This is a genomic window from Chromatium okenii, from assembly GCF_002958735.1.
Taxonomy (GTDB): Bacteria; Pseudomonadota; Gammaproteobacteria; order Chromatiales; family Chromatiaceae; genus Chromatium; species Chromatium okenii_A.
Genome location: NZ_PPGH01000038.1, coordinates 41718 through 67187, shown reverse-complemented (window position 1 = coordinate 67187; position 25470 = coordinate 41718). Strand labels below are relative to the sequence as shown.

The 25470-nt window shown below is 49.5% G+C and carries 27 protein-coding genes and 1 pseudogene; 11 read left to right on the top strand and 17 right to left on the bottom strand.

Features of this window, described 5'->3' with window-relative positions:
* Positions 1 to 2 precede the first annotated feature (2 nt).
* Positions 3 to 161: a type IIL restriction-modification enzyme MmeI gene (locus CXB77_RS24820; RefSeq protein WP_369681228.1), complete on the bottom strand. Its 159-nt coding sequence runs from the start codon at positions 159 to 161 to the stop codon at positions 3 to 5.
* Between the two features lie 201 nt (positions 162 to 362).
* Between CXB77_RS24820 and gatC the strand changes: the two genes are divergently transcribed.
* Genes gatC through CXB77_RS17325 form a run of 3 tightly spaced genes read left to right on the top strand, consistent with a single transcriptional unit; the run spans position 363 to position 3162 of the window.
* On the top strand, positions 363 to 650 hold the full coding sequence (gatC, locus tag CXB77_RS17335; RefSeq protein WP_105074966.1) for an Asp-tRNA(Asn)/Glu-tRNA(Gln) amidotransferase subunit GatC: 288 nt from the start codon (positions 363 to 365) through the stop codon (positions 648 to 650).
* A complete protein-coding gene (gene gatA / locus CXB77_RS17330) occupies positions 650 to 2104 on the top strand; it encodes an Asp-tRNA(Asn)/Glu-tRNA(Gln) amidotransferase subunit GatA (RefSeq protein WP_105074867.1) in 1455 nt (484 codons plus the stop codon). The genes gatC and gatA overlap by 1 nt, the downstream gene beginning before the upstream one ends.
* Before the next feature lie 50 nt (positions 2105 to 2154).
* Positions 2155 to 3162, top strand: a complete 1008-nt coding sequence (locus tag CXB77_RS17325) for an NAD-dependent epimerase (protein ID WP_105074866.1) — start codon at positions 2155 to 2157, stop codon at positions 3160 to 3162.
* A gap of 58 nt (positions 3163 to 3220) precedes the next feature.
* Here CXB77_RS17325 and CXB77_RS17320 read toward each other — a convergent pair whose 3' ends face one another.
* The 7 genes from CXB77_RS17320 to CXB77_RS20510 form a co-directional block, all read right to left on the bottom strand.
* The gene (locus CXB77_RS17320; protein ID WP_105074865.1) at positions 3221 to 4723 is read right to left on the bottom strand and encodes a Calx-beta domain-containing protein; all 1503 of its coding nucleotides are present in this window, start codon (positions 4721 to 4723) and stop codon (positions 3221 to 3223) included.
* Between the two features lie 211 nt (positions 4724 to 4934).
* Entirely contained in the window at positions 4935 to 8612 is a 3678-nt protein-coding gene (locus CXB77_RS22610) for a Calx-beta domain-containing protein (RefSeq protein WP_146108862.1), read from the bottom strand.
* A gap of 164 nt (positions 8613 to 8776) precedes the next feature.
* The gene (locus CXB77_RS17305) at positions 8777 to 9079 is read right to left on the bottom strand and encodes a YhbY family RNA-binding protein (protein ID WP_105074863.1); all 303 of its coding nucleotides are present in this window, start codon (positions 9077 to 9079) and stop codon (positions 8777 to 8779) included.
* 88 nt (positions 9080 to 9167) lie between these two features.
* Positions 9168 to 9356 carry a hypothetical protein gene (locus tag CXB77_RS17300; protein WP_105074965.1) on the bottom strand — a complete coding sequence of 63 codons (189 nt, stop codon included), beginning with the start codon at positions 9354 to 9356 and terminating at the stop codon, positions 9168 to 9170.
* A 44-nt stretch (positions 9357 to 9400) separates the two neighbouring features.
* Entirely contained in the window at positions 9401 to 9703 is a 303-nt protein-coding gene (locus CXB77_RS17295) for a DUF4342 domain-containing protein (RefSeq protein WP_105074862.1), read from the bottom strand.
* 196 nt (positions 9704 to 9899) lie between these two features.
* Positions 9900 to 11420 (bottom strand): Ppx/GppA phosphatase family protein, encoded by a 1521-nt coding sequence (locus CXB77_RS17290; RefSeq protein WP_105074964.1) that lies wholly within the window; start codon positions 11418 to 11420, stop codon positions 9900 to 9902.
* Between the two features lie 96 nt (positions 11421 to 11516).
* Positions 11517 to 12482 carry a restriction endonuclease gene (locus CXB77_RS20510; protein ID WP_197711101.1) on the bottom strand — a complete coding sequence of 322 codons (966 nt, stop codon included), beginning with the start codon at positions 12480 to 12482 and terminating at the stop codon, positions 11517 to 11519.
* A gap of 141 nt (positions 12483 to 12623) precedes the next feature.
* Here CXB77_RS20510 and tsaA point away from each other — a divergent pair, with 141 nt between their 5' ends.
* The gene (gene tsaA / locus CXB77_RS17275; RefSeq protein WP_105074859.1) at positions 12624 to 13337 is read left to right on the top strand and encodes a tRNA (N6-threonylcarbamoyladenosine(37)-N6)-methyltransferase TrmO; all 714 of its coding nucleotides are present in this window, start codon (positions 12624 to 12626) and stop codon (positions 13335 to 13337) included.
* 39 nt (positions 13338 to 13376) lie between these two features.
* Here tsaA and CXB77_RS17270 read toward each other — a convergent pair whose 3' ends face one another.
* The 3 genes from CXB77_RS17270 to CXB77_RS17260 are packed head-to-tail and all read right to left on the bottom strand — an operon-like array spanning position 13377 to position 15268.
* On the bottom strand, positions 13377 to 14252 hold the full coding sequence (locus CXB77_RS17270) for a peptidylprolyl isomerase (protein ID WP_105074858.1): 876 nt from the start codon (positions 14250 to 14252) through the stop codon (positions 13377 to 13379).
* A 38-nt stretch (positions 14253 to 14290) separates the two neighbouring features.
* A complete protein-coding gene (locus CXB77_RS17265) occupies positions 14291 to 14593 on the bottom strand; it encodes a YciI family protein (protein WP_105074857.1) in 303 nt (100 codons plus the stop codon).
* A gap of 3 nt (positions 14594 to 14596) precedes the next feature.
* The gene (locus CXB77_RS17260; protein WP_105074856.1) at positions 14597 to 15268 is read right to left on the bottom strand and encodes a septation protein A; all 672 of its coding nucleotides are present in this window, start codon (positions 15266 to 15268) and stop codon (positions 14597 to 14599) included.
* Positions 15269 to 15441: 173 nt separating this feature from the next.
* Here CXB77_RS17260 and CXB77_RS17255 point away from each other — a divergent pair.
* Positions 15442 to 16784: pseudogene (locus CXB77_RS17255) on the top strand (alanine/glycine:cation symporter family protein).
* A gap of 39 nt (positions 16785 to 16823) precedes the next feature.
* Here CXB77_RS17255 and CXB77_RS17250 read toward each other — a convergent pair.
* The 5 genes from CXB77_RS17250 to aprB all read right to left on the bottom strand — a co-directional run bounded on the left by CXB77_RS17250 (position 16824) and on the right by aprB (position 19731).
* Positions 16824 to 17141, bottom strand: coding sequence for a BolA family protein (locus CXB77_RS17250; RefSeq protein WP_105074855.1), 318 nt, complete (start codon positions 17139 to 17141; stop codon positions 16824 to 16826).
* A 106-nt stretch (positions 17142 to 17247) separates the two neighbouring features.
* Positions 17248 to 17586 (bottom strand): hypothetical protein, encoded by a 339-nt coding sequence (locus CXB77_RS22605; protein WP_242445841.1) that lies wholly within the window; start codon positions 17584 to 17586, stop codon positions 17248 to 17250.
* Positions 17562 to 18710: a hypothetical protein gene (locus CXB77_RS22600; RefSeq protein ID WP_242445840.1), complete on the bottom strand. Its 1149-nt coding sequence runs from the start codon at positions 18708 to 18710 to the stop codon at positions 17562 to 17564. The genes CXB77_RS22605 and CXB77_RS22600 overlap by 25 nt, the downstream gene beginning before the upstream one ends.
* Complete coding sequence (locus CXB77_RS22595; RefSeq protein WP_242445839.1) at positions 18689 to 19225, bottom strand: hypothetical protein; 537 nt, start codon at positions 19223 to 19225, stop codon at positions 18689 to 18691. The genes CXB77_RS22600 and CXB77_RS22595 overlap by 22 nt, the downstream gene beginning before the upstream one ends.
* 38 nt (positions 19226 to 19263) lie before the next feature.
* Complete coding sequence (gene aprB / locus CXB77_RS17240) at positions 19264 to 19731, bottom strand: adenylyl-sulfate reductase subunit beta (RefSeq protein ID WP_105074854.1); 468 nt, start codon at positions 19729 to 19731, stop codon at positions 19264 to 19266.
* Positions 19732 to 19993: 262 nt separating this feature from the next.
* On the opposite strand from aprB, the gene CXB77_RS17235 reads away from it, so the two are divergent.
* The 6 genes from CXB77_RS17235 (at position 19994) to CXB77_RS17210 (ending at position 24340) form a co-directional block, all read left to right on the top strand.
* Positions 19994 to 20395, top strand: a complete 402-nt coding sequence (locus CXB77_RS17235; RefSeq protein WP_105074853.1) for a DUF423 domain-containing protein — start codon at positions 19994 to 19996, stop codon at positions 20393 to 20395.
* Positions 20396 to 20539: 144 nt separating this feature from the next.
* Positions 20540 to 21874 carry a matrixin family metalloprotease gene (locus tag CXB77_RS17230; RefSeq protein WP_105074852.1) on the top strand — a complete coding sequence of 445 codons (1335 nt, stop codon included), beginning with the start codon at positions 20540 to 20542 and terminating at the stop codon, positions 21872 to 21874.
* Between the two features lie 32 nt (positions 21875 to 21906).
* On the top strand, positions 21907 to 22386 hold the full coding sequence (locus tag CXB77_RS17225) for a calcium-binding protein (protein WP_206781063.1): 480 nt from the start codon (positions 21907 to 21909) through the stop codon (positions 22384 to 22386).
* Positions 22353 to 22700 carry a M10 family metallopeptidase C-terminal domain-containing protein gene (locus CXB77_RS17220; protein WP_172452734.1) on the top strand — a complete coding sequence of 116 codons (348 nt, stop codon included), beginning with the start codon at positions 22353 to 22355 and terminating at the stop codon, positions 22698 to 22700. Before CXB77_RS17225 ends, CXB77_RS17220 begins: the two co-directional genes overlap by 34 nt.
* A gap of 579 nt (positions 22701 to 23279) precedes the next feature.
* On the top strand, positions 23280 to 24008 hold the full coding sequence (locus tag CXB77_RS17215) for a 16S rRNA (uracil(1498)-N(3))-methyltransferase (protein WP_105074849.1): 729 nt from the start codon (positions 23280 to 23282) through the stop codon (positions 24006 to 24008).
* Complete coding sequence (locus CXB77_RS17210) at positions 24005 to 24340, top strand: SET domain-containing protein (protein ID WP_105074848.1); 336 nt, start codon at positions 24005 to 24007, stop codon at positions 24338 to 24340. Before CXB77_RS17215 ends, CXB77_RS17210 begins: the two co-directional genes overlap by 4 nt.
* Before the next feature lie 35 nt (positions 24341 to 24375).
* Here CXB77_RS17210 and CXB77_RS17205 read toward each other — a convergent pair whose 3' ends face one another.
* Positions 24376 to 25368: an adenosine kinase gene (locus CXB77_RS17205; RefSeq protein ID WP_105074847.1), complete on the bottom strand. Its 993-nt coding sequence runs from the start codon at positions 25366 to 25368 to the stop codon at positions 24376 to 24378.
* Between the last annotated feature and the right edge of the window lie 102 nt (positions 25369 to 25470).

Below are 25470 nucleotides of genomic sequence, written 5' to 3'. Positions count from 1 at the left end.
AGTCAATTAAAGCGCTTATTTAACCACAATGATTTTATTTGTGTCACGCGATCTGCATCACCAGTGAAATTTTGGTTAGAATAGGTAGCGTCCAATTGATGATGCGCTTTAACTAATTCATTTGGAATTGTTAATGGATCATAAAGCGCAGCAAGTGACATATTTGGCAATATGGCGCGAGCATTTAATACCGCTGGCGCTGCCTGTTCTATTTTGTTATGCCAGCAATTAAATCGCTATTTTTTGAATACGTTGGCAAGATTAAGCCGCAGTTTAAGCATGGCGCAGTGCTTTGCTTCCGCATTTTCTCGCAACCGCCCCTGTGCTATTTTGCAACGTTTTCAACCACCAACAGGATCGCCATGTCATTGGATCGCTCCGACATCGACAAAATCGCCCAGCTCGCACGGCTGGCGCTTGCTCCCGAAAACACTGACCGCCTTGCTGTTGATTTATCTAACATTCTCGCGTTGGTCGCACAAATGGACGCTGTGGACACCAGCGGCGTGTTGCCAATGGCGCACCCGCTGCACATGACCCAGCGCCTGCGCCCCGATCAACCCACAGAATCGGATCAACGCGAACGATTTCAAGAACTTGCGCCGCTCACCGACAGCGGTCTGTATTTGGTTCCCAAGGTGATTGACTGATGCAAAACAAGACGATAGCCCAACTTGCCGCCGAGCTGCGGTTGCGCAAGTATTCCAGCGTTGAATTAACGCAACATTATTTAGATCGCATTCAACGCCTTGATCCGCAACTGAATAGTTTTATCACTGTCGCCGCAGAGTCGGCGCTGGCAGCAGCGGCGCGTGCCGATCACGCCTTGAAAGCTGGTGACGCCGGTCCGCTCACCGGAATTCCCATCGCACATAAAGACATTTTCTGCACTGCGGGAGTAAAAACCACTTGCGGATCAAAGATGTTGGACAATTTCATTGCGCCTTATGATGCCACTGTTGTCGAGAAATTAGCTGCGGCTGGCGCGGTCATGTTGGGAAAAACCAACATGGACGAATTTGCAATGGGATCAAGTAACGAAACCAGTTTTTATGGCGCAGTTCACAATCCTTGGGATACGCAGCGCGTTCCCGGCGGCTCATCGGGCGGATCGGCAGCGGCAGTTGCAGCGCGGCTGTGCCCAGTCGCCACCGGAACCGACACCGGCGGCTCCATTCGGCAACCCGCCGCGCTGTGCGGAATCACTGGCATCAAACCCACTTATGGGCGTTGTTCGCGCTGGGGCATGATCGCCTTTGCATCGTCACTCGATCAGGCTGGCGTTATGGCGCGTTCGGCCGCCGATGCAGCATTTATTCTCGATGAAATGGCCGGTTTTGATGAACGCGATTCCACCAGCGTCAATGAACTTGTACCTGATTATGTCGATGCGTTAGATAATGATCTTCATGGACTGCGTATTGGTCTTCCAAAAGAGTATTTTGGCGCAGGATTAGATGCGCGTATTGCCGCATCAATTGATGAAGCATTAAAAGAATTTCAACGGCTCGGCGCAACACTGCATGAGATTAGTTTACCGAATAGTCCATTATCTGTTCCAGTGTATTACGTCGTTGCACCAGCAGAATGTTCATCCAATCTCGCTCGGTTTGATGGAGTGCGTTACGGTCATCGCTGCGATAATCCACAAGACTTAAAAGATTTGTATTGCCGCAGTCGCGCTGAAGGCTTTGGCGCAGAAGTACAACGCCGCATTTTAATTGGCACTTATGTTTTATCTGCTGGCTATTACGATGCCTATTATTTGAAAGCGCAGCGCATTCGTCATTTAATTGCTGATGATTTCAATCGCGCCTTTGAACAAGTTGATGTCATTATGGGGCCGACCAGTCCAACGACCGCATTTCCGCTCGGCGTGAACTACGATGATCCCGTCGCAATGTATCTCAATGACATCTATACCATTGCCACCAATCTTGCCGGATTGCCCGGCATGTCAATTCCCGTCGCACCAGTGGATAGTTTGCCAGTAGGTTTACAAATCATCGGCAATTATTTTGATGAAGCGCGGTTATTAAATGTGGCACATCGTTTTCAACATGTCACCCATTGGCATCAAGCAGCTCCCGCTGGCTTTGAATAAACAACCACTGCTTTTTTCATTCATAACCTTTACGCAGGTCAATTGAGATTATGAGAATTCTCGTCACCGGCAGCGCCGGATTTATTGGCTCGGCATTATCACTGCGTCTATTAGAACGCGGCGATGAAGTGATTGGGATTGATAATCTCAATGATTATTACGATGTCAATCTGAAAGAAGCACGACTGAAGCGCACATTGAATTATGCTGGCTATCGAGATTTGCGCTTTGATATTGAAGACGGAGAACGACTTAATGAGGTTTTTGCGAGTTTTCGTCCAGAACGCGTGGTGAATCTGGCAGCACAAGCTGGTGTACGCTATTCAATTGAAAATCCGCTGGCGTATGTACGCACCAATCTATTGGGTTTTGCCAATGTATTAGAAGCCTGCCGCCATCATGGCGTGGAGCATTTGGTATATGCGTCGAGCAGTTCAGTATACGGCGCAAATACTGAAATGCCCTTTTCAGTGCATCACAACGTCGATCACCCATTAAGTCTGTATGCAGCAAGTAAAAAAGCCAATGAATTAATGGCGCACACGTATAGCCATTTGTATCTTATTCCGACAACTGGATTGCGCTTTTTCACGGTATACGGTCCTTGGGGACGCCCAGATATGGCGTTATTCAAATTCACTCGCGCTATTCTTGCTGGTGAACCAATTCAAGTCTTCAATTATGGAAAACACCGACGCGATTTCACTTTTATTGATGACATTGTAGAAGGTGTGATTCGCGTCTTGGATCGAATGCCAATGGGAAATCCCGATTGGTCTGGGGCTGCGCCAGATGCTGCAACCAGTCAAGCACCTTATCGGTTGTATAACATTGGCAACAATCAACCGGTTGAGTTAATGGAATATATTGGCTATTTGGAACAGTGTTTAGAAAAACAGGCGGATATGGAATTGCTGCCATTACAACCCGGTGATGTGCCAGATACTTTTGCAGACGTGTCTGATTTAGTGCGTGATACGGGTTATTTTCCCAGCACACCAGTTGCCGAAGGTGTCGCACGATTCGTTGAATGGTATCGGGCGTTTTATCAAGTTTGAGGCATTAAAAAACCGCTCCCGATTATTGATTCGGGAGCGGTTTATTCAAACGATCGGCTTAATAATAATAGGTATCATCCATAATACCGACAGTTGCAACATTATTCTCGCTCAGTGTTGCATTCACAGCGTCAGTGAGTGTCACGCTGAACTCTTCGTAATCCTCAAATTCTTCATCTAAGTAAAGATCAACTAGAATGAATTGCTCAGTTTCACCCGCGGCAAAAGTAATCGTCTCCTCAATCCATTCATTACCCGCATCGTCATACCAGAAGCTGTCACCGGTACCAACCCAATAATCAACGTCAACATTCGCTGTCAAATCCTGGGTGGTATAAGTCACCATCACTTCTTCATCTGAAGGAGCAGATAGCGTCACCATTAATCTGATGGCGTCACCTTCATTGCCTTCTAATAATGGCTCAATCTGCACAGTGAGATTCTCGGGTACCGGTTCGGGTTCCGGATAAACGCCATCCGTGAATCGCAGTTGTTCTACGCCAGTAATGGTATCAATTCCTTCATCAACAGTATCATCACCATCAACACCAGTCGTATCCGTTACGACCCAATCGCCATCATCATTGGTGATTTTGTAGTCTTCAATCGATCCCTGATAAATGACAACGTCATCACCCGCACCACCGTTGATCTCATCATCGCCTTCAGCGCCATTGAGAGTGTCATTGCCCTCATTACCATTGATGGTGTCATTGCCAGCACCGCCACTCAATTCGTTATCAAGCGCATTGCCGTCAAGCGTATTATCAAGTTCGTTGCCAATTCCGTTTTCAGCTCCATCAAGCAGCGTCAAGCGTTCCACGTTGTCATTCAATTCATATTGAAGCGCCGAACTCTGCACTTCATCGTCATCGCCATTCACCGCGGTTTCTACAATGATGTCTTCGTCATTGCTAACCACATAAACGTCAGAACCATCGCCACCAACTAAGCTGTCAACTCCGCTTCCACCATCAATGGTGTCATCGCCGTTGTTGCCGTTGATCGTGTCGTTTCTTTTAAGACCTTTTAATACGTTATCACCAGCATTGCCATTGATAACATTCTTCTCGTTGTTGCCAGTGCCGGTAAGACCTTTCAATCCAGTCAGCGTCAAGTTTTCAATATTAGCGCCAAGAATGTAATTGATCGAACTGTTGACTAAATCAACACCACCTCTGGTGCCTGCGATCACTTCAGTGACTTTATCACCAATATTATCAACGGTGTAGGTGTCGTTACCTTCACCACCTTTCATGTCATCCGCGCCAGCGCCGCCATTCAACTTGTCGATGCCATTACCACCATCTAATACATCATCATCCGCGCCACCATCTAATACATCGTTGCCACTGCCACCAACGAGTTTATCTTTACCCGCGTCACCTCTCAGGTTGTCATTGTCAGTGCCGCCATCCAAAGAGTCATTACCAGTTCCACCGATTAACGTATCGTTGCCAGCTAAACCAGTGATCGTGTCGTTGCCACCCGAACCATCAAAGTTGTCAACACCTGCTGTGCCAGTTTTCTTATCATGGCCAGATGTGAGTTTAGTAGCCATTGTTAAACCTCTATAAAGTTATCGAAAAATGAATAAAAAAGCCAAAGTAGCTCTGCTACTCTAGTGACGTGATGATTGTGGTAGCTCCACTTTGAGAAAAACGTGAACTACGCCGCAAAGATGAAAAACAACTTATCACCACTCACTTCGTTACTTTCATTAAAGCATTGGATTGCCATTAAATTTCAGCAACCCAACGCTTCATCTAACGCTACAACATGAAATCACCAGCAGTCAACGTCAGCTTGCCCGTCAACTGAATTTCCATTTCCGGCACACTCACCACATCTTCCAAATTGATTTGCACTACCGTCATTGCGCCATCCTGCACATAACGCACCTGACCATCAGCACTAAACGCAGCAGTGCCGATGAAACTCAATGCGCCAGTTGAGAGGTCACTCAAATCAATCACTTCATTCGCCGTCGCCACGCTGAAATCTTTAATGATGTCGCGTTCGCCAACACCGACTGCTGAATCACCCAGATGGAACGCAAAGGTATCGCTTCCTGCGCCACCAGTTAATTGGTCAACTCCAGCGCCACCAGTCAACACATTCGCGTTGGCATCACCAATGATCACGTCATTAAACGCAGAACCAATCGCATTCTCTACGGTAGCGATGGTCAAGTTTTTAATACCCGATGTAATCACCGAAACCAAGTTAGAACTGTTACTGGTTAAATCAACCACCGAACCAAAGCCTAACTCACTGACTAAATCAACATAGTATGATTTAGCATCCCCGGTCACTGCAAAAATGGGCAGAATACCCGCAGTTTGTAATGCCTCCGCAACCATTGGTACGGTGGGATAATCTTCACCAGTGCCAGCAGGCGCTCCATTTAATACACCATCGCCATTATTTGCAGTGGTGATCCCTGCGTAAGCTCCATCACCAGCGCGGTGATAATCCGCATCAGTCATTAACACGACAGTTTTCACTGCGCCGCTACGGAAGCCAATGTCATCGCCATGCAGTGCCACTTGCATCAAGGCTTCCAACTGCGACTCTTGCCAATCATTACCGCTGCCCAGTACCAACGTATTTAATGCAGTACTGAACGCAGCTTGATCAGTCGTCAGGTTCAGATTATTGGCATACACATAATCAGACTGGTAAACAGGATAATAACTGTAGTCGCCATAGTTCTGACCAAAGGGTTCAATCGGTTTATCCATAAATGAACCCAAACCAAACATGCTGTCCGGTTGGAAATCATGAATTGCCGTGACGACATTCGGCACCAGCGTCTTCACCGTTTTAACGTCATCACTAAATGAGCCAGTCAAATCCTCCAAGAAATACATATCTAGCGGATCGCTAACCGTGCCACCCGCGCTGAGAGTGATTTGTTGACCGCCGACGGTGCTGTTTTGACCGGGAGTCAATTTGAGCGTCACACCAGCTGCTGCGCCCGAAGTGTCCAGCGTATCGTCGCCGCCGGTATCTTCAATCAACACCTGTCCTGTGCCCTTGCCGTCCACCACGAAACGGTCATTACCAAGACCACCGCTCATGTTGTCATCGCCATTGGAATCTTTCAGAACATCGTCGCCTTCGCCGCCAAGCAATTGGTCATTACCGTTGCCGCCAGACAGCGTGTCATTCCCCATGTTGCCGGTGAGGGTGTCATTACCGCCCATGCCGTTGACAACATCATTGCCACCAAGCGCATCGATGTCGTTGTTCTCATCCGAGCACGTCAAATTGTCGTCCGCCTCGGTGCCCACGCACTGCGGTGTGTCGTCAACAATCGTCACCAGCGCAGCTGCTGCTGGCGTCAAGGTGGCATTGACCGGATTGCTCAGTTGCACACTGAAGGTTTCACCGGGATCAACTGCCGTGTCATCTAACGTTGCTACGGCGATGTTTTTCGTGATTTCGCCGGGCGCAAACGTCACGCTGCCGCTAGTTGTTGTGTAATCAGCGGCATCCGCAGTGCCATTCACCGTGGCGTAATCTACCGTCACCGCTTGCGTCGCTGCGGCCGACAGACTGACTGCAAGTTGTCCCGTGTCGCCTTCAACGATTGAGATGGCAGAGGCATCCAACTGAATAGTTGGAAGAACTGGCGGTGGAACATCGTTATCAACGATAGTCACCAGCGCAACTGCTGGCACCAAAGTGGCATTGACCGGATTGCTCAGTTGCACACTAAAGGCTTCAGTGGTTTCGACCAGCGCGTCATCCAGCGTCGCCACCGCGATGTTTTTAGTCATCTCGCCGGGCGCAAACGTCACGCTGCCGTTAGTCACGGCGTAATCACCAGCATCCGCAGTGCCATTAACAGCGGCGTACTCCACCGTCACCGCTTGCGTCGCTGCGACCGACAGACTGACTGCAAGTTGTCCCGTGTCGCCTTCAACGATTGAAATGGCAGAAGTATCCAACTGCACAGTTGGAAGAACTGGCGGCGGAATGGGTTGTGGATCATCATTATCCATGATGGTGACAGTAGTTGTACTCGTGCCCAGCGTTGCATTGACAGGGTTTTTCAATTGCACACTGAAGGTTTCATTTGCCTCATCAAGCGTATCGTTCACAACTAAAAGCGTAATCGTTTGACTGGTTTTGCCCGGCAAAAACTTCAGCGTACCCGTGCCAAAGATTCTGAAATCCACGCCAGCAGTCGCCGTGCCCGCAATTGTCGCGTATTGCACCGTGACAGTCTGATCTGAGGCTTGTGACAGATTGACAGTAATGCGCGCAGTTCTATCCGCTTCATTGAGCATCAATTCTGCAACAGCGACTTGAACGAGTGGTAATTCTGGTATGACTGGCGGCTCGACTTCACCAATCACAACATCTCCATCGGTGAAGCGCAGTATTTCAATACCAGTCAGCGTATCAGTTCCTTCATCAACGCCATCCTCACTGCGATCTTCAACAATCCAACCTTCCTCATCAGAATACCATTTGTAGTCGTCAACACTTCCCTGATAGATCGCAACGTCTTGTCCCTCGCCACCGTTAATCTCATCATCGCCTTCAGCGCCATTGAGAATATCGTCGCCGTCATTGCCATTGATGGTGTCATTGCCAGCATCGCCGCTCAACTCATTATCAAGCGCATTGCCATCAAGGGTATTATCGAGTTCGTTGCCAATTCCGTTTTCAGCCTTAGCAAGCAGCGTCAAGCGTTCCACGTTGTCATTCAATTCATATTGCAGTGCCGAACTCTGCACTTCATCGTCATCGCCATTCACAGCGGTTTCTACAATGATGTCTTCTTCATTGCTGACCACATAAACGTCAGAACCATCGCCACCAACCAAGCTGTCAACTCCGATTCCACCATCAATGGTGTCATCACCAGCATTGCCGTTGATCGTATCGTTTCCTTTACCGCCTGTTAATGTGTTATCACCAGCGTTGCCATTAATAACATTCTTCTCATCATTACCGGTGCCAGTAAGACCTTTCAAGCCAGTCAGTGTCAAGTTCTCAACTTTGGCACCAAGAATGTAATCGATCGAACTAGTGACTAAATCGGTACCGCCCCTGGTGCCAGTCATGACCTCAATCACTTTATCGCCGATATTATCAACGACATAGGAATCATTACCTTCGCCGCCGGTCATTTTGTCAACGCCTGCACCGCCGTCTAGCTTGTCATTGCCGTTATCGCCTTGCAGTGTGTCGTCATCCGCGCCACCACTCAAAATATCGTCACCCGAACCGCCAATCAGCGTGTCTTTGCCTGCGTCACCACGCAGAGTGTCCTTTTCGGTGCCACCGTTCAAAGAGTCATCACCAGTTCCACCGATCAACGTATCGTCGCCAGCTAAACCGGTAATCGTGTCATTGCCGCCCAACCCACTGAGGGTTTCAGCAGCAGCGGTGCCGCTTTCTTTGTTATTACCGCTATCAAATGAAATTGCCATGTTTGCGTCCTAGTATTTTACTAATGTGTGATAATTTTGGCGGTTCGCATTGCACATCCCACCACCTAAAACACGCACTTTAAGTCTAGCTTAAAATGCGTAATTTTACCGTCTTCGCTTGCGTTACAACAACGTTCATTAACACTCAATATAACCGCTAAAAACTACAGTTTTGGTAACACCAGCGGATCACGTTTTTTGATATTTGCCCGATAAAATGCAGCAACGTTACCAATACGCGCAATCAACATCGCTTGTGTGTGCGCTTGAATATCTGCAATTGCTGCATCACGTTCATCGCGGTCGCCAGCATTGACACGAATTTTGATTAACTCGTGATGATTCAATGCTACTTCCACTTCGGCGAGCACCGCATCAGTAATGCCATGCTGTCCAACCAATACCACAGGATTGAGATGATGCACCTGTTGTTTTAGCCAGCGTTTTTGTTTTTCAGTAATAGCCATTTAGAACTCAAATCAATTCAAAAAAACCTGCGAATGCGCATCACATGAAAATTGCCATTGTGATGCGCATCAATCAGACCATGCGCAATTAAGCCGCAGCTTCCTCACTCACTTCAGGCACTGCCTTTGGCGTCATCACTTTAATCAACTGCTCGTTCGCCAGAATCGCCTGTTTTGCGTCGCCATTGATCCACTTCTTATTCTTACCTTTTACCGCATAGCGCCCAGATTTCTTTTGAAACAGGGTGTATTCGGCGGTCTTCTTCACTTTTTGCATCATCAATACTCGTTATTGCTGTGGTTAAAAATGTTCGCGCTCAATTAACGATCACGCGAACGATCATCATCAAACAACGTCGGATCACGTTCGATTTCAATCCGAAATTGCGTAAACAATGCACCCATTGCCGCAATTGCCGTCAGCATTGGCATGAGCAACGTTAAGACCGCTGCCACACTAACACCTGCCGTTAATGGCACATCAATGAGCACCTTGCCATTCGGTTGGCGCACGATTAAACGCCGCACATTCCCTCTCGCAATCAGTGCTTTAACCTTGTCGATTAATACCCAACCAGTCACACTGATGTCTTCAAACAGGGGTCGATCCGTATCATTTTTCATTGTTTATCCGCAAAAATTCCCTCATGGAGAATTGAACTGTTGGTGACATTGCCGCTGAATTCTGTTGTCAAAACAATGGATTTAGTGCTTTCGAGATCAACGTTCACGACAGACTTTAACCGGTTTAATCGCAGCATGTCACTTAATCACGATGTTGTGCTGCATACAGGGTTAACGGCTGAATACAAGACAAATTTTAGCAAAAAGTGAGAATTATTTTTGCTGTCGCCAGTCGCTCGGCTTCCTGTTCCAGTTCCAATTGCGTTAAAGGATGACGCGCCAGCCATTCATTGGGAAAACACAGCGCCAGCCGTTCACTGTCAGCGGTGACGTTGAGAAAGTGTTTATTCACTGCCGAGCGCCCGCGATGCAACAGCACGGCCAAACGCAAAATCACGCACAGATGACGGGCGCTGTTTTGTTCCGCTTTTGGCAAATTCAGAAATTCCTGCATCGGAAATTTGCGGCGATGTCCGAGCACCAGCGCCGCCAGCACCATCTGTTCCTGCCGTGAAAATCCAGCCAAATCAGCGTTACGCAGCAAATAAGCACCATGTTTTTGATATTGGCTGTGCGCCACCATCACGCCGATTTCATGCAGTCGCGCTGCCCAAGTCAGCATTTGCGGATGTTCGGGATGGTTCAAATCCCAGGGCGCAGCGAGTTGTTGATAAATTCCCAGCGCCGTCGCCTCCACTCGCCGGGCATGTGCTAGATCGGTTTGGAATTGTTGGCATAAAGTGGCAACAGTACGCTCGCGCACATCTTCATGCTGCGACCGCCCCATCATTTCGTAAATCAAACCCTCACGCAGCGCGTAATCAGACACCTGCATGTGCGTGATGCCGAGCGCCTCAAATACCGCCCGTAAAATCGCCACACCGCCAGCAAAAACGGGTTTGCGTTCTTCCGGTAAGCCTTTGAGATTGATGGTTGCCACGCGCCCGGCATCGGTCAGCGCAGCACTTAACTGCGCCAGCGATTCCGCAGAAATTCCGTTATCACACCAACCTTCTGCATTCACCACCGCAGCGATGGCGCGAATGGTGCCGGAGCAACCCACTGCTTGTTGCCAGCGAGCGCGGCGGAATAATTCACGGACGGGTCGCACTTCCAACGCGCCAGCCAATTCCGCTTTTTGCATTGCTTTGGCGGTGATGCGCCCATCCGCAAACGCTTGACGTGACAGACTGACGCAGCCGAGATGCAAACTTTCGCGCAAGCGTGACGAAAAGCCCTGACCGACGATGATTTCAGTGCTGCCGCCGCCAATATCAACGACCAAACGCCGCTCCGTGCCTGCGGCCAAACCATGCGCCACACCGAGATAAATCAACCGCGCTTCCTCGCGCCCAGCAATGACGTCAATGGGATGACCGAGGGCGAGTTCAGCGCGTTCGACAAAGCCGGTTTCTGGGCGCAATTGGCGCAGCGTATTCGTACCAACTGCGCGGACGCTGCCCGGCGCAAAACCGCGCAACCGTTGCCCAAACCGCTCTAAACAAGACAGCGCCCGCTCACTCACTTCCGGCGTGAGCGTTTTTTCTGGCGTTAAACCTTCACCGAGGCGCACTACTTCGCGGATGCGGTCAGTGATGCGCATGTGACCTTCATCGAGACGCGCAACAATCATGTGAAAACTATTGGAACCGAGATCAACCGCAGCGACGATGTCATGCGACGGCAGCTCATTGATTTCGGTAAGTACTTCAGGCATTAGAAAAAATCCTGCATTGCTATCAATGGGATACATGTTACCAGAATCTTAGAACGGGGCTGAGTGCGTGGTTAAAAAAGTTAATCTGTCATTAAATCAGCTTGCAGATGAAACAAGCAGGCTATCAAGACGATTAAGATCATCGTGATGAATAAGAAACACACCGAGTTTTGATGCGAGTTGACATGCAGAATTAGTATATGAAGCATTGGAAACGACAAAAGCTTTATGCGCGTTATAAAATCCTTTTGCAGCATAAACTTCTTGAACTGCTTTGTTCCCAACATTTGCTGAATAATATAGCTTGCATTGTATAACAACGATAATTCCATTTTTTTCTGCAAAAACATCTGCCCCTTGATCGCCACTCGCAACAGTTGTTCGTGCACGCCAGCCAGTGTGATTGAGAATTTTGGCACAATACTGTTCATATTGTATTGGTGACATTCCTATAATGTCTGTTTTCAACTCATTCGTTGAATTTAATGACTTGTTTATCAAGATATTCTTGGTTTTTTTGTACTTTCTTACAAGTATAAGTAAAAATACAGCACTTAAAATAGCCAACCAAAATCCTGTAGCAAATTTGATGGTGAATCCAAACACAACAAGCGCAATTATGGTTAGAAATAATATCTTTACGGCTTTAAGTCCCTTGATTAATATAAAAATAGTTACAAAAAGGAGTATAAAATCTATAAAAAATGCAAAAATTAGTTCAGAATTTTTTGATGTTTCAGCAAAATTACTTCCACTTAGTTTTTTGTCATCTCCTGAAGCAAGAGGCGCTTTTTCTTTTTCCTGTGGCGCTGATACGTTAGCGTTTTGATTGTTTGTGTTGTTTTTATAACTATTGTTTTGCGGAGAATTATTAAATTTTTTAATACATTTATCATCATAAGCATATCGATTTCCTTTTCCATGTTTTTTACACCAAGAATCACCCTGTTTGTATCTGCAGCTAGGAACGAAATCATCACTTGGCAAGCATCCAGCTTGTACCGAGATATTGCAAATAAGAACGAAAAAACCTGCTGTAAAATTTAATAAAGGTTTTATCATTAGTGTAACCAAATAATTTTTTAGTATTCAGAGTTTACTTGATTTCAATATCATAACAAACTAAGTAAAACACAATTGCGCACTGCGCAAATTAAGTTTCAATTAAATCAAATGCTTATTGATAAAACTGCGTAACGCCTAATGACCTTTAATCCTATCGGCATCATTCGCTCGCCCTACACCGACAAATTCGGGATTCCTCGCCAGCCCGGGTTGGTCACGGCCGCAGAAGCGCGACTCGAACTGCTGCCAGCCTTTGCGCGAGAAGAAGCATTTAAGGGACTCGACGGTTTTTCACACGTCTGGATTCTCTTTGTATTTCATGCGGATTGTCTCGACGCTGGCTGGAAACCGACGGTGCGCCCCCCGCGTTTAGGTGGACGCCAAACGGTCGGTGTGTTTGCCAGCCGTGCGCCCTATCGTCCCAATCCGATTGGGTTATCAGCGGTGGAGCAACTGGGTTTAATCCGTGATGCGCGAGGGCTGGCGCTGCGGTTGCGCGGAGTCGATTTGCTTGATGGAACGCCGGTGCTCGACATCAAACCGTATGTGCCTTACGCCGATGCGCTGCCGAGCGCACGAAGTGGATTCGCTACACCGCCGGAAATGACGATCACGCCAGTGCACTTCAGCGCCGCTGCCGAGCGTGACCTCGTGCTGGTAGACCCAGACGGACAACGCCAATTGCGGCAGTTAATTGCGCAGATTTTGGCGCAAGACCCGCGCCCCGGTTATATGAATCGTTACCCGCAACGGCGCGAGTTTGGAATGCAACTGTATAATTTGAATGTGCGCTGGCGCTGCGATGCAGCGGGAATCGAAGTGGTGAGCGTTACACCCAGTGCGGACAAATGATGCCGGTTGCAGCGAATCTACAACCGGCGAACGAGCAGATTATTTCTTGGTCGCGTCAGCCGCTGGCGCGTCTTTATTCGGCGTGATTTTCACAATCGCCTCGTTGAGTTCCACCTTCGCCTTGTTGCGCATTTCCACGATCCTCTCGGAAAGCTGCTGGCGCTGCACCAATGCCGTCAACTGCGGCTTGGCATCCTCAAACGCTGGTGGCTCGGCTTTACGCGTGTCCTGCAAATTGATGACGTGCCAGCCAAACTGGGTTTGCACCGGCGTCTTGGAATAAGTGCCCGGCTTCATGTCAGCAATCGCGGTCGCAAATGCCGGAACCATCTGCTTCGGATCAAACCAACCGAGATCGCCGCCATCCTTGCCGGTCGGACCGGTCGAATTCTTCTTGGCCAGCTCCGCGAAATCAGCGCCCTTATCCAACTGTTTAATCAGCTTTTTCGCTTCATCTTCGTCCTTCACCAAAATGTGCCGCGCCTTGAATTCAACGCGCCCAGACTGCGCCTTCACCTTGTCATACGCTGCCTTGAGATCGTCATCAGTCGGTTTGATTTCCTGCGCCATTGCTGCCAGCGCCGCATTCGACATCACCTTCATCTGCTCCAGTTTGAGCGCAGCAACCACGTTGCGATCACTTTCGAGCTTGCGCCGAGCGCCTTCCTGCGAGGCGACGATCAAACCCATGAATTCATCAAACGCCTGCTGCTGCATCGCCGGCGTATTTTCGCCCTGCGTCTGCTGCATCCGTGACAGATAAAACACGCGGAACACGTCAAGCGGATAGGCGATGCCGTTGACCGTCGCAATCAGCGTATCGGGAGAATCGGTGTTGATTTTGGCGTCTTCGGCAAAACCGCTGCCAGTCGCCAGCAACGCGCAAAGTAACAACGGGACACGAACTATTTTCATAACATCACTTCCATTGGGTTGAGAACTAAAGACGATGATTAACTTGGGAAAACCTGTTTGAACGGCTTGACACTGACCTGCTGATAAACCCCAGCCGCTTGATACGGATCCGCCGCTGCCCAGTCTTCAGCGGCAGCAAGATCGGGAAATTCTGCCACCACCAGCGAACCCGTAAAACCCGCTGCGCCCGGTTCTGGGCTATCAATTGCTGGATGTGGTCCAGCGAGCACCAAACGTCCAGCATCTTGCAGCGCCTGCAACCGCGCCAGATGCGCCGGTCGTGTCTGCTGGCGCAGCGGCAAACTGTCGGGAACATCCACCGCAATAATTGCGTAAAGCATTGTTTAATCAGCCTCCGCTGACGCTGGCTCTTGAACATGACGCGCAAGATAAAACGCTTGCGCAATGACAAATAACACGGTCAAACCCATCATACCGAACAGCTTAAAGTTGACCCACACTGCCTCCCGCGCCTGCGCATCTTCACACAGCGCCAGCAAGCGGTCGGTATAGGTCGCGGCGCAAGTGGTGAGATCAAGCGCCGTTTGACCGCTTTCTGCAATTAACGTTTGTTGCGCAGTGAAAAATCCGCTCCACACATAAACCACAAACAGATTGATCACTCCCAAAAAGGCGAAAAACGCTGCCCAACTGAAGTTCAAACGTGACCAAATCAGCGGCGGCAGCGTCACATTATGTCCCATCATTCGCTCAATCAGATTGCGCTCACCAAACCAGTGACTGCCGAAAAATACCACGGCAAACAATCCGTTAATCAGCGTTGGTTTCCACATCACGAAAATCGGATCATGCAGCGCCAGCGTTAATCCACCAAAGACCACAATCAAGCCCAGCGTGGCCAGTTGTAGCGTCTCAACGCGGCGATGTCGCCACCAATTCCAACTGACTTGCACCACCGAAACCGCAATCGCAATGCCGGTTGCAACGTAAATGCCAGCAAACTTGTAAGCGATGAAAAATAATAAAACGGGTAAAAAATCAATCAACAGTTGCATTGAGCATTCCTAAACGTGAATGGGTTTCTGGGCGCAATCGTTAACGCCATGCGAGGATAAGACCCAGCGACAATGCGGTAAAGTCGCTTTGATTAACACCACGTTGGCAGATTGCGGCGGCGCTTTGTGTCGTCGCAACGGTTTTTCAATCAGATTGAGATGGGATTATTGCAGTGGAACAAATAACGGCATGGGTGAACGTGTTAAATGGTTTGGTCTGGGGCCACCAATGCTGGTGCTTATTCTCGGTACTGGCTTTTTTTTAATGATCGGATTGCGGTTCATGCCGCTGTTAAAACTCGGTCTCGGGTTTCGGATGCTGTGGCGCGGGCGCAAACAGCAGGGCGCAGGTGACATCACGCCGTATCACGCGCTGATGACTGTACTTTCGGCGACCGTCGGCACGGGCAATATCGCGGGTGTGGCAACTGCCGTATTTCTCGGCGGACCGGGCGCGATTTTCTGGATGTGGTGCACGGCACTGGTTGGCATGGCGACCAAATACGCCGAAGCAGTGCTGGCGATGCACTACCGCGAAGTTGACGGCAAGGGCAATCATCTCGGCGGTCCGATGTACTACATCAAGCTCGGACTGGGTCAAAAATGGCTGTGGATGGCCAGCGCCTTTGCCATTTTTGGCGTTCTCGCTGGGTTCGGCATTGGCAACACGGTACAAGCCAATTCCGTTGCCCATGCCGCACTCGATGCGTTTGGAATTCCGTTATGGATGAGCGGGTTAGTCATGGCGATCCTTGCCGGACTGGTGCTGCTCGGCGGCATTCAACGCATCGGCGTCGTGTCCGCTGCATTGGTTCCGTTTATGGCGCTGACTTACGTGCTCGGCGGACTGGTCGTGCTGGCGACGCATTTGGATCAAATCATTCCTGCATTGCAACTCATTGTCGTGCAAGCCTTTTCGCCAACCGCAGCAGCGGGTGGATTCGCTGGCGCGAGCGTAGCAGCAGCTATTCAATTTGGCGTGGCTCGCGGCATTTTTTCCAATGAAGCCGGGCTGGGCAGTGCACCAATTGCCCACGCTGCCGCGCAATCGAACGATCCAGTCGCGCAAGGCACGGTAGCGATGATCGGCACGTTCATTGACACGCTGGTGATTTGCTCGATTACCGGATTGGTGATCGTCGTTTCTGGCGCTTGGACTTCGGGCTTAACCGGCGCGGCGTTGTCATCGGCAGCCTTTGAGCAATCGCTGCCCGGCGTGGGCACATACATCGTCGCAATTGGTTTGGTGCTATTTGCCTACACCACCATTCTCGGTTGGAGCGTTTACGGCGAACGCTGCGCGGAATATCTATTTGGCGAGCGGGTCATCGTGCCATTTCGCATTCTCTGGGTGTTAATGATTCCAGTCGGGGCGCTGGCGCAATTGGATTTGATTTGGCTCATTGCCGACACGCTCAATGCGCTAATGGCGCTCCCCAATTTGGTTGCATTGTTATTATTAAGCCCAGTGGTATTCCGTTTGACGCGAGAGTATTTTACAACTCAATCGCAGTAATTGGTGCGTTTTTAGTAGCAATTAACCAATTGATTAAACCTACAGTTTTGAGCCGCCCAAACAGGGCGGCGATTCCGCTAAAACGCCACCTTTTGTAGTCCATTCTTCCGGCGTCCAAGTGTGCAATGACAGCGCGTGTAAACCATGATCGAATTCAACTGCTAATAATTGATTAAGCAGGCGATGCCGTTCAATGATAGAAAGCGATGAAAAATCTTCACTGACCACGAGCACTTTAAAATGTGATTCTGCGCCTACCGGAACTGCGTGCATATAGCTTTCATTCACAATATCCAGATGCACAATAGAGTGCAGTGACTGTTGAAGTTGATCGGTAATGCGTTGTTTTCGGCTCATTTTTTAATCTCAGAAATGGTGATTTAAGAATAAAAAAGCCCAACCACCTAATGAAGATGATCGGGCTTTTGATCACCCGGCAGCGATGCCGAGCATGAATCGCTGTTTACTTAAACAGCTTGGACTTGTCCACGATGTCTACATGCGCCCGCTTAAAGCAGTTCCACGTCTTGGTGGTCTTGTCATAAATCGAATTGACGAAGCACTTCCAATTGGTCTCATCCACGAAGTTGTAATCCATCCGATAATAGAAACCGGGGTAACGGCTCTCTTCACGGAATTGAATATGCTTCATGTGCGCCTCAGCGGTGAGAATTCGATGATAATTCTCCCAAGCGCGGAGCAATTCATGCAGGTCTTTTGCCCGCATTTTCAGCGCATCTTCCTTGAGCATCTCCAGCTTCATCTCCGCCACTTCCATCATCTTGGCGTTGGTCTGGTACATGGTCGAAACGCCAGCGACGTATTCATCCATGACCTTTTGCAGCGGAATTGCAGCATCTTCGGCGTGATGTAATTCGGATTCACGTCGATAGCAGTGGTGTAATCCTTGCTTTCAAGGAAATTGCGCACGGGGCGATAAATCTCATCGACCAAATCCGCAACCGAATCAGCCAGTTCTGGCTGGTGATCCTTGTTATCCATGCAGAATTGCACCATCGCCTTGGCTGCCAAACGCCCTTCGGCATGAGAACCGGAGGAGAATTTGTGACCGGATGCGCCCACGCCATCAGCGGCAGTGAACAACCCTTTGACGGTGGTCATCGAGCGATAACCCCAGTTCCAACCGGAAGGCAGGTGGCTGGGAATCTTGCCGGCGTCGGCGTGCTCTTCAGCAGTCGGTGCGCCAACATCGGTCGGGCCAGACACCCAGATGCCGCAGCAGCCGGAATGTGAGCCGAGCAGGTAGGGTTCGGTCGGCATCAGCTCGGAATTCTTCTTTTCCGGTTCGATGTTTTCACCCGCCCACACGCCAGCTTGACCGATACACATATCCAGAAAATCTTCCCACGCCTCAGCTTCGAGGTGCTTGATTTCCTTGGGCGTCATCGTCTCCGCCAGCTTGCCCAGCGCGGACACGGTGTCCATGTAAATCGGGCCGCGACCTTCGCGCATTTCTTTCATCATCAAATGGTTGCGCAAGCACGAGGCTGGCACTGCCGCTTGACCGTAGGGCGGATAATCGTTGAGCAGCTCCTTGTTGGTGTCCATGTAGACCTCACCAAAGGCGTTGACGGCCTTGGCTTTGAACAACAGGAACCATGCGCCGACCGGGCCATAACCGTCTTTGAAACGGGCGGGCACGAACCGGTTTTCCATCATCGTCAACTCAGCGCCAGCTTCAGCCGCCATCGCGTAAGTCGAGCCAGCATTCCAGACCGGATACCAAGCGCGACCGGTGCCTTCACCGACGGAGCGCGGACGGAAAATGTTGACGCAGCCGCCGGCGACCAGCAGACAGGCTTTGAACTTGTAAACAAAGACTTTGTGCTCGCGCACCGAGAAGCCGATTGCGCCAGCGATGCGGTTGCTATCGTTCTTATCATTCACCAGCTTGACGATGAACACGCGCTCTTGAATGCGGTCGTGCCCAGCGCCTTTTTTGCGGCCTCAGCGACGATCCATTTATAGGACTCGCCGTTGATCATAATCTGCCACTTGCCGGAACGAACTGGCTTGCCGCCGTCAACCAACGCCTTGCCTTCATCGCCGGGCTGCTTCCAAATCGGCAAACCCCATTCTTCAAACAGATGCACCGAATCATCGACATGGCGACCGAGGTCATAAGCCAAGTCGTCGCGGGTGATGCCCATCAGGTCGTTGGAAACCATCCGCGCATAATCAGCGGGGTCTTGCTCGCCCAAATAGGTGTTGATTGCCGACAGACCCTGCGCCACTGCGCCGGAGCGATCCATTGCCGCCTTGTCCACCAGTTTGACTTTCAGATCAATGCCTTGCTTCTTGGCTTCATCCAACCAAGGGCCGATTTCGTATGCTGCGCCACATGCGCCCATGCCACCGCCAATCAGAAGGATGTCTACTTCTTCTTCGACGATCTCCGGTTTACCGAATTCTCCTGCCATGTCTTCTACCCCGAATCTGTAATTGTTAGGAATGTCGATTATTTGCGGATCAGCTCGCTGGGATTGCCAGCTTTCTGAACGCCGCCGAGGGTGAAGAAACCGGGCTCGCCGATTTTGGCGATGTCAGCCGCTGGCTTGTTGCCGTAAGGATCAATGGAGCCTTCGGAAGTGGTGCGGATGGGGAATTTGAAGCGCTTCATGTTGCCGTTGCGGAATTTGATCGTCCACATGATCGAATCGGTGCCGCGCAGCGGTTGCACGGAAGCGCCCATTGGCACCACGTCAGCGTAATGACGGCATTCGATCGCCTGTTGCGGGCAAATCTTGACGCAGGAATAACATTCCCAGCACTGCTCTGGCTCTTGGTTATAAGCCTTCATCGCGTGACCGGTGTCTGAACCATCTTGATCCAGTTTCATCAGGTCGTGGGGGCAGATATACATGCAAGCGGTCTTGTCCTGACCCTTGCAGCCGTCACACTTATCAGTACGCACAAACGTTGGCATGGTTCACGATCTCCTCACGGTTCACTGCGGTGAATGCCGCTTGCAGATGAAGTCTGGGCGGCGGGGCGCTTCCGACTGTGGCCGCACAAAAAACCGCGTTAAACGCGGTGGGCACAACACTTCGAGAGCAGAAAAAGCCGGTAATATCAGGTTTGCAGCCTACTGACTTGCCGGCATACGGTCAAAATAGTATTTCCGTTGGCTTTCATAAAATTGCCTTATTAGGAAAGCCTGATATTTCGTTCAATTTGATGAGGTGGCAATGAACCAAGCACAACTGTGGTTAACAATTGGAGCGATTAACGGCGGCGTAACCGTCGCGTTGGGCGCATTTGGAGCGCACGGTTTGAAAAATCGTGTTCCGCCAGAGCTGCTCGCCAACTGGCTGACTGCGACCAATTATTTAGGGATTCACGCGCTGGTGATTTTGATCTGCGGTTTAGTGCTGCTGCAATTGCCAGCGGCGCGACTGGTAAACGCAGCAGGCTGGGCATTTCTGCTCGGCAGCGTTTTGTTTAGCGGCAGTCTGTACGTGATGACGCTCACTGGCATTCGGCAACTCGGCATGATCACGCCCATCGGCGGCGTGGCATTAATTATTGGTTGGACGCTGCTGGCGCTGGGCGTGTGGCGCAGCGCCGCCGCAATCAATGGCGGAATCTGATCACGATGCGGCACACGCGGATGTTTATTGACCTGCCGCTGCCGTCTAGCGTGGTTGCTCGTGCCCCAGCATGATGCAATTTACGCAGACGGCAAAACGGTATTAGTCTGAGAATGGGTATTTATAACTATCTGGAGTGTGACGATGGCAACAGTAGACGACATTAATCAAATCCCATTATCGGGTGATAAATTTGTTGATGCCTTAATTGATAAAGGGCCAACATGGAATTATTTATTACCTAATAACGGCAACGTTCTGTATTATACTTTTACCGATGATGGCACTCACACCAGCGGCATTTCGAGTGTTACCACATTTAATAGCGACCAAAAAACTGCAGCACAGGATGCGCTGACTTATGTGTCAAGTGTAATTGGGATTGATTTTGTTGAAACCAGTTCTGCTGCACAAGCGCAACTGGCATTTTTTAGTGCGAATTTATCTGACGCCAACACAGCCGGATTGACAAGCTCGGAGTCTAGTTATTCTTATACCAGCAATGAAGTTATTAGCACCTATGATGTTGATGCCGATATTTTTCTTGATGTGTTTGAATTTAAGGATAATTTAAACCCGAAAATCGGCACCGAAGGTTATCAAGTTTTGTTACATGAACTTGGACACGCGCTCGGCTTAAAACATCCATTTGAAGGTACAAATCAATTACCAGAAGATATTGATAATACCAATCACACTTTAATGTCGTATACGTGGACTGGTGCACCAAAAGCCGAATATCAGGAATACGATTTAGCTGCGCTGTGGTGGATTTATGGTGGTGATGGTTTAGGTGGTGAATACGGGGTTAATTCTGTTTATGGTTCAACATTAATGCAGACAATTGTACCAACCGCCAATACCACTGGTATCCTGACCCTGATTAACACTACCAACGGTCGCAATTTAACCAATGCCCAGCAAGGCGATATCCTCTCCGCGAGCGTCACTGACAGCGACGGTATGGACAATGCCTTCTTCCAATGGCTAGCGAATGGCATCGCAATTACCGGCGCAAAAAACAGTAGCTACACGCTCACTGCGACCGATGTGGGTAAAACGATTACCGTAGCGGCAAGTTATACCGACAAACTGGGCACAGCAGAGAACGTTGTTTCAACTGCCACTAGCGCGGTTGCATCGTTGGGTAATCACTTGCCCACTGGCGCAATCACTATCAGCGGCACTGCAACGCAAGGTCAGACTTTGGCGGTTACAAATACGCTGGCTGATGCTGACGGTTTGGGCGGGATGACCTACGTTTGGATAACCAACGGCGTGGCAACCGTCACTGCTAACACTTACACGTTGACGCAGGAAGATGTTGGTAAAACCATTACTGTTGCTGCGAACTACATCGACAGCATGGGTAACTCCGAACGCGTGTTCTCTGCTGCAACTGCTGCGGTTGCTAACGTCAATGACTTGCCCACTGGCGCAGTCACCATCAGCGGCACTGCAACCAAGGTCAAACCCTGACTGCCACCAATACACTGGCTGACATTGATGGTTTGGGCACGATTGGCTATCAGTGGCTGGCAAATGGCACTGCAATCACCGGCGCAAAAACCAGTAGCTACACGCTCACTGCGACCGATGTGGGTAAAACCATCACCGTTGCTGCCAGCTACACCGACAAGCTGGGTGCGGCGGAGAACGTTGTTTCAACTGCCACTGGCGCGGTTGTCCATGTCACCGCAGTTGCTGATAAAGGCACACCCGGCAATGACAGCAATCTCAAGGGCACTGCCGACAACGATTACATTGATGGTCTTACTGGTAATGACTCGCTCACTGGTTTGGCGGGTAACGACACGCTCAACGGCGGTGCGGGTAATGACACGCTGAACGGTGGTGTCGGCAGCGATAGCATGATCGGCGGCAATGGCTCCGATACCTATTACGTTGATAATGTGGCGATAAGGTCATTGAAACTGCGAGTAGCAGCGGGATTGATTTGGTTTACAGCAAGCTCAGTACTTACACCCTGACGACCAATGTCGAAAAAGGAACCATTCTCGGCACTGCTGCAGCCACTCTCACTGGCAACGCGCTTAACAATGTGCTCACCGGGAATAACGGCGCAAATTCGCTATTGGGAAATGCTGGTAATGACTCGCTCATTGGTTTGGCGAGCAACGACACGCTGAATGGCGGGCTTGGTCAAGACATCCTCACTGGCGGCGCTGGCAATGACATTTTCCAATTCAACACCGCACTGACAGCATCTAACGTTGATAAGATTACCGATTTCAACGTTACCGACGACAGCATCGTGCTGAAAACGCGATCTTCACCAAACTAACCACGCGGGCATACTTGCGGCAGCAAATTTCCACGCCAGTGCTACAGGAACTGCCCATGACAGCAATGACTTCATTCTCTACAACACCAAATCAGGAGCGCTGCTTTATGACGCTGATGGCTCAGGAGCTGGTGCGGCTATTCAGTTTGCCATCATTGGTGTCAGCTTGACGCTTACCGCAGCCGATTTTGTCGTGAGCTAAATCCGATACATTTTTCTTAACTTTCGTTAACTGCGACAACTTGATCCGTAACCGGCGTTGTCGGGTGTATCTACCAAGGCACGAAATAAACACTTCGTGCTCTAACTCTTAAGATGTGTTTCAAGTTTTACGCTAACAACTCGTGTTAGCAACCACATACTCGAACTTGTTAAAGAGCTCAATTAACAACGCGGGCTTGGTTATCGCCATAAGGTACACGTTGTTATAAACATACTAATCATGATGTGGCGATGATGTCAAACCAGTGATTAGTAGCAAATGGTAAAAATTAGTAGGTTATTGAGTACTATGTATCAACCGCGTGAAATGCGGCGATACACTCGCCGCATTTGCTATTTGAGAGCAGAAAAATTCTGATGCGCCACACACGGATTTTTGTTGATTTGCCGCTGGCGGTTGGCGACGCAGTCACACTGCCGCCCGGCGCAACCCGTCATGTAACGCAGGTGCTGCGGCTGGCTGCCGACGCCCCGCTCATTTTGTTCAACGGCGACGGCTGCGATTACCCAGCGCGTTTACTCACATCTCACCGCGCCACTGCAACGGCGTTAATTCAAGATGTAACCGCGCCAGAACCGCCCATGCCGCTGGCGATTCATCTGGCGCTCGGCGTGTCCAAAGGCGAACGGATGGAGTACGCGCTGCAAAAAGCCGTGGAACTTGGAGTAAGCAGACTGACGCCGCTGTTTACCGAACGCAGTCAGGTACGGCTGGAAGGTGAGCGGCTGGCACGGCGACTGGAACACTGGCGCGGCGTGGTAATCGGTGCATGTGAACAATCGGGACGGCGGCGTTTGCCGTTACTTGATCCGGCGCTGGCGCTGGAATCGTGGCTGGCAGAATGGACAGCGGGCGGCGTCTTGCTAGACCCAGAAGCGGCGCAAGCGTTGATTAATTTGCCTGCGCCGAATGGCGAAATCACGTTGCTGATTGGACCGGAAGGCGGTTTAAGTGCCAGCGAACGCCAGCAGGTGAAAAAGCAGGGATTTCAAGGTGTTCGCCTTGGTTCGCGCATTTTGCGCACCGAAACTGCGCCATTGGCCGCAATTGCAGTGATTCAAGCGTTGTGGGGCGATTTCAAATGAAAACTTCTCGTCATACCAATTCATTGAATCATCGCGTTTATGCTGCGCCATCATCAATTCACGGTCAGGGTTGTTTTGCACGTATGACTTTCGTATCAGGGGAATTGATTGGTCTTTTTGAAGGCGTAGAAATGAATGAAGATGATGCGCATGTATTATGGTTTTATAATACGGAAACGCAGGTGTTAATGCGGCGGCGTGGAACCAATTTGTTGCGCTGGCTCAATCACAGCGAACAACCCAATGCAGTTTTCGATGGTTTTGAATTATACGCCCTACGCGACATTGTAATAGATGACGAACTTACCATTGATTACAACGCCGCACCCTAAAATAAAAAATCCCTGTTTTGAAAAGTGATTGAACTTTAAATAAACGCTCGCAATACCGCTTGCGTTTCCGCTGCTGCCAAACGCGGCCCAAAATGCGTGACCAATTTAGCTGACGCAGCAGCAGCTAATTCGCCTGCCCGTTGATAATCCCATCCTTGACTTAACCCGAATAAAAATGCTCCAGCAAACATATCTCCTGCGCCGAGCGTATCAACTGCAGCTACTGGTATTGAATTGATTTCGATTAAGGCTTGTCCATCCCACAATAGAGCACCTTTTGCCCCGCGAGTAATTGCAAAACACTTGCTTAATTTTTTTAGTGCTTCAACGGCTTGCATTAAATCATCACTTTCTGCCATGCCCATTGCCTCAAATTCATTGGCAAAAATTAAATCAACGCCGCCGCCGATCATTTCCAATAAACCCGATTTGAAAAACTTCACCATATTCGGATCAGACAATGACATCGCCGTTTTCACACCTGCTGCATCGGCAATACGTTTTGCTTCAATAGAGGCTAAACGTGCAGAATCGGACGTGACTAAATAACCTTCAGTATAAAACCATTCGGAATCGCGCAACGCATCAATCACCAATTCACGAGTTGACAAATTGCTGCTCACACCGAGAAAAGTACACATGGTGCGATCGCCATCTGGTGTAACTAATACCACGCAACGCCCGGTATGCCCTTGATCTTTTGCCGTGTGATAATTAGTTTCAACGCCACCAGCGCGAAGATCATTCATGTAAAAATAGCCTAATTCATCATCAGCAACTTTGCATGAATAGAAACTCTTTCCACCAAATTGATTAAATGCGATGATCGAATTGGCAGCAGAACCGCCAGAACCGCGTTGATGATGATAATCGCGCAAATGATGCAGAATACTGGCTTGCTGCGTTTCATCGACTAAGGTCATCACGCCTTTATCAATTCCCAGTGCGCTTAAATCTCGCACTTCTACGGAATACTCTAAATCAACCAACGCATTGCCAATGCCGTAAATGTGATATGTTGCGGTCATTTCTTATTTACCTAAATAATGAATTCATGTTGCTTTATATGCCCTGGTTAGCAGAAATAAAAAGTATTTAATTGTTAATACAATTTTGTTCTGCCAACCCAG

What these genes read in the sequence shown, in the direction of transcription:
- CXB77_RS17290 (WP_105074964.1), bottom strand. Translation starts at nt 11,420, where the DNA reads ATGCCTGAAGTACTTACCGAAATCAATGAGCTGCCGTCGCATGACATC.
- CXB77_RS17265 (WP_105074857.1), bottom strand. Translation starts at nt 14,593, where the DNA reads ATGCTTTACGCAATTATTGCGGTGGATGTTCCCGACAGTTTGCCGCTG.
- CXB77_RS17230 (WP_105074852.1), top strand. Translation starts at nt 20,540, where the DNA reads ATGGCAACAGTAGACGACATTAATCAAATCCCATTATCGGGTGATAAA.
- CXB77_RS22595 (WP_242445839.1), bottom strand. Translation starts at nt 19,225, where the DNA reads ATGGCAGGAGAATTCGGTAAACCGGAGATCGTCGAAGAAGAAGTAGAC.
- CXB77_RS17235 (WP_105074853.1), top strand. Translation starts at nt 19,994, where the DNA reads ATGAACCAAGCACAACTGTGGTTAACAATTGGAGCGATTAACGGCGGC.
- CXB77_RS17210 (WP_105074848.1), top strand. Translation starts at nt 24,005, where the DNA reads ATGAAAACTTCTCGTCATACCAATTCATTGAATCATCGCGTTTATGCT.
- CXB77_RS22605 (WP_242445841.1), bottom strand. Translation starts at nt 17,586, where the DNA reads ATGTACCAGACCAACGCCAAGATGATGGAAGTGGCGGAGATGAAGCTG.
- CXB77_RS17270 (WP_105074858.1), bottom strand. Translation starts at nt 14,252, where the DNA reads ATGAAAATAGTTCGTGTCCCGTTGTTACTTTGCGCGTTGCTGGCGACT.
- tsaA (WP_105074859.1), top strand. Translation starts at nt 12,624, where the DNA reads ATGACCTTTAATCCTATCGGCATCATTCGCTCGCCCTACACCGACAAA.
- gatA (WP_105074867.1), top strand. Translation starts at nt 650, where the DNA reads ATGCAAAACAAGACGATAGCCCAACTTGCCGCCGAGCTGCGGTTGCGC.
- CXB77_RS17300 (WP_105074965.1), bottom strand. Translation starts at nt 9,356, where the DNA reads ATGCAAAAAGTGAAGAAGACCGCCGAATACACCCTGTTTCAAAAGAAA.
- CXB77_RS17250 (WP_105074855.1), bottom strand. Translation starts at nt 17,141, where the DNA reads ATGAGCCGAAAACAACGCATTACCGATCAACTTCAACAGTCACTGCAC.
- CXB77_RS17260 (WP_105074856.1), bottom strand. Translation starts at nt 15,268, where the DNA reads ATGCAACTGTTGATTGATTTTTTACCCGTTTTATTATTTTTCATCGCT.
- CXB77_RS17320 (WP_105074865.1), bottom strand. Translation starts at nt 4,723, where the DNA reads ATGGCTACTAAACTCACATCTGGCCATGATAAGAAAACTGGCACAGCA.
- CXB77_RS17305 (WP_105074863.1), bottom strand. Translation starts at nt 9,079, where the DNA reads ATGGCTATTACTGAAAAACAAAAACGCTGGCTAAAACAACAGGTGCAT.
- CXB77_RS17325 (WP_105074866.1), top strand. Translation starts at nt 2,155, where the DNA reads ATGAGAATTCTCGTCACCGGCAGCGCCGGATTTATTGGCTCGGCATTA.
- CXB77_RS20510 (WP_197711101.1), bottom strand. Translation starts at nt 12,482, where the DNA reads ATGATAAAACCTTTATTAAATTTTACAGCAGGTTTTTTCGTTCTTATT.
- gatC (WP_105074966.1), top strand. Translation starts at nt 363, where the DNA reads ATGTCATTGGATCGCTCCGACATCGACAAAATCGCCCAGCTCGCACGG.
- CXB77_RS17205 (WP_105074847.1), bottom strand. Translation starts at nt 25,368, where the DNA reads ATGACCGCAACATATCACATTTACGGCATTGGCAATGCGTTGGTTGAT.
- aprB (WP_105074854.1), bottom strand. Translation starts at nt 19,731, where the DNA reads ATGCCAACGTTTGTGCGTACTGATAAGTGTGACGGCTGCAAGGGTCAG.
- CXB77_RS17295 (WP_105074862.1), bottom strand. Translation starts at nt 9,703, where the DNA reads ATGAAAAATGATACGGATCGACCCCTGTTTGAAGACATCAGTGTGACT.
- CXB77_RS24820 (WP_369681228.1), bottom strand. Translation starts at nt 161, where the DNA reads ATGTCACTTGCTGCGCTTTATGATCCATTAACAATTCCAAATGAATTA.
- CXB77_RS22610 (WP_146108862.1), bottom strand. Translation starts at nt 8,612, where the DNA reads ATGGCAATTTCATTTGATAGCGGTAATAACAAAGAAAGCGGCACCGCT.
- CXB77_RS17215 (WP_105074849.1), top strand. Translation starts at nt 23,280, where the DNA reads ATGCGCCACACACGGATTTTTGTTGATTTGCCGCTGGCGGTTGGCGAC.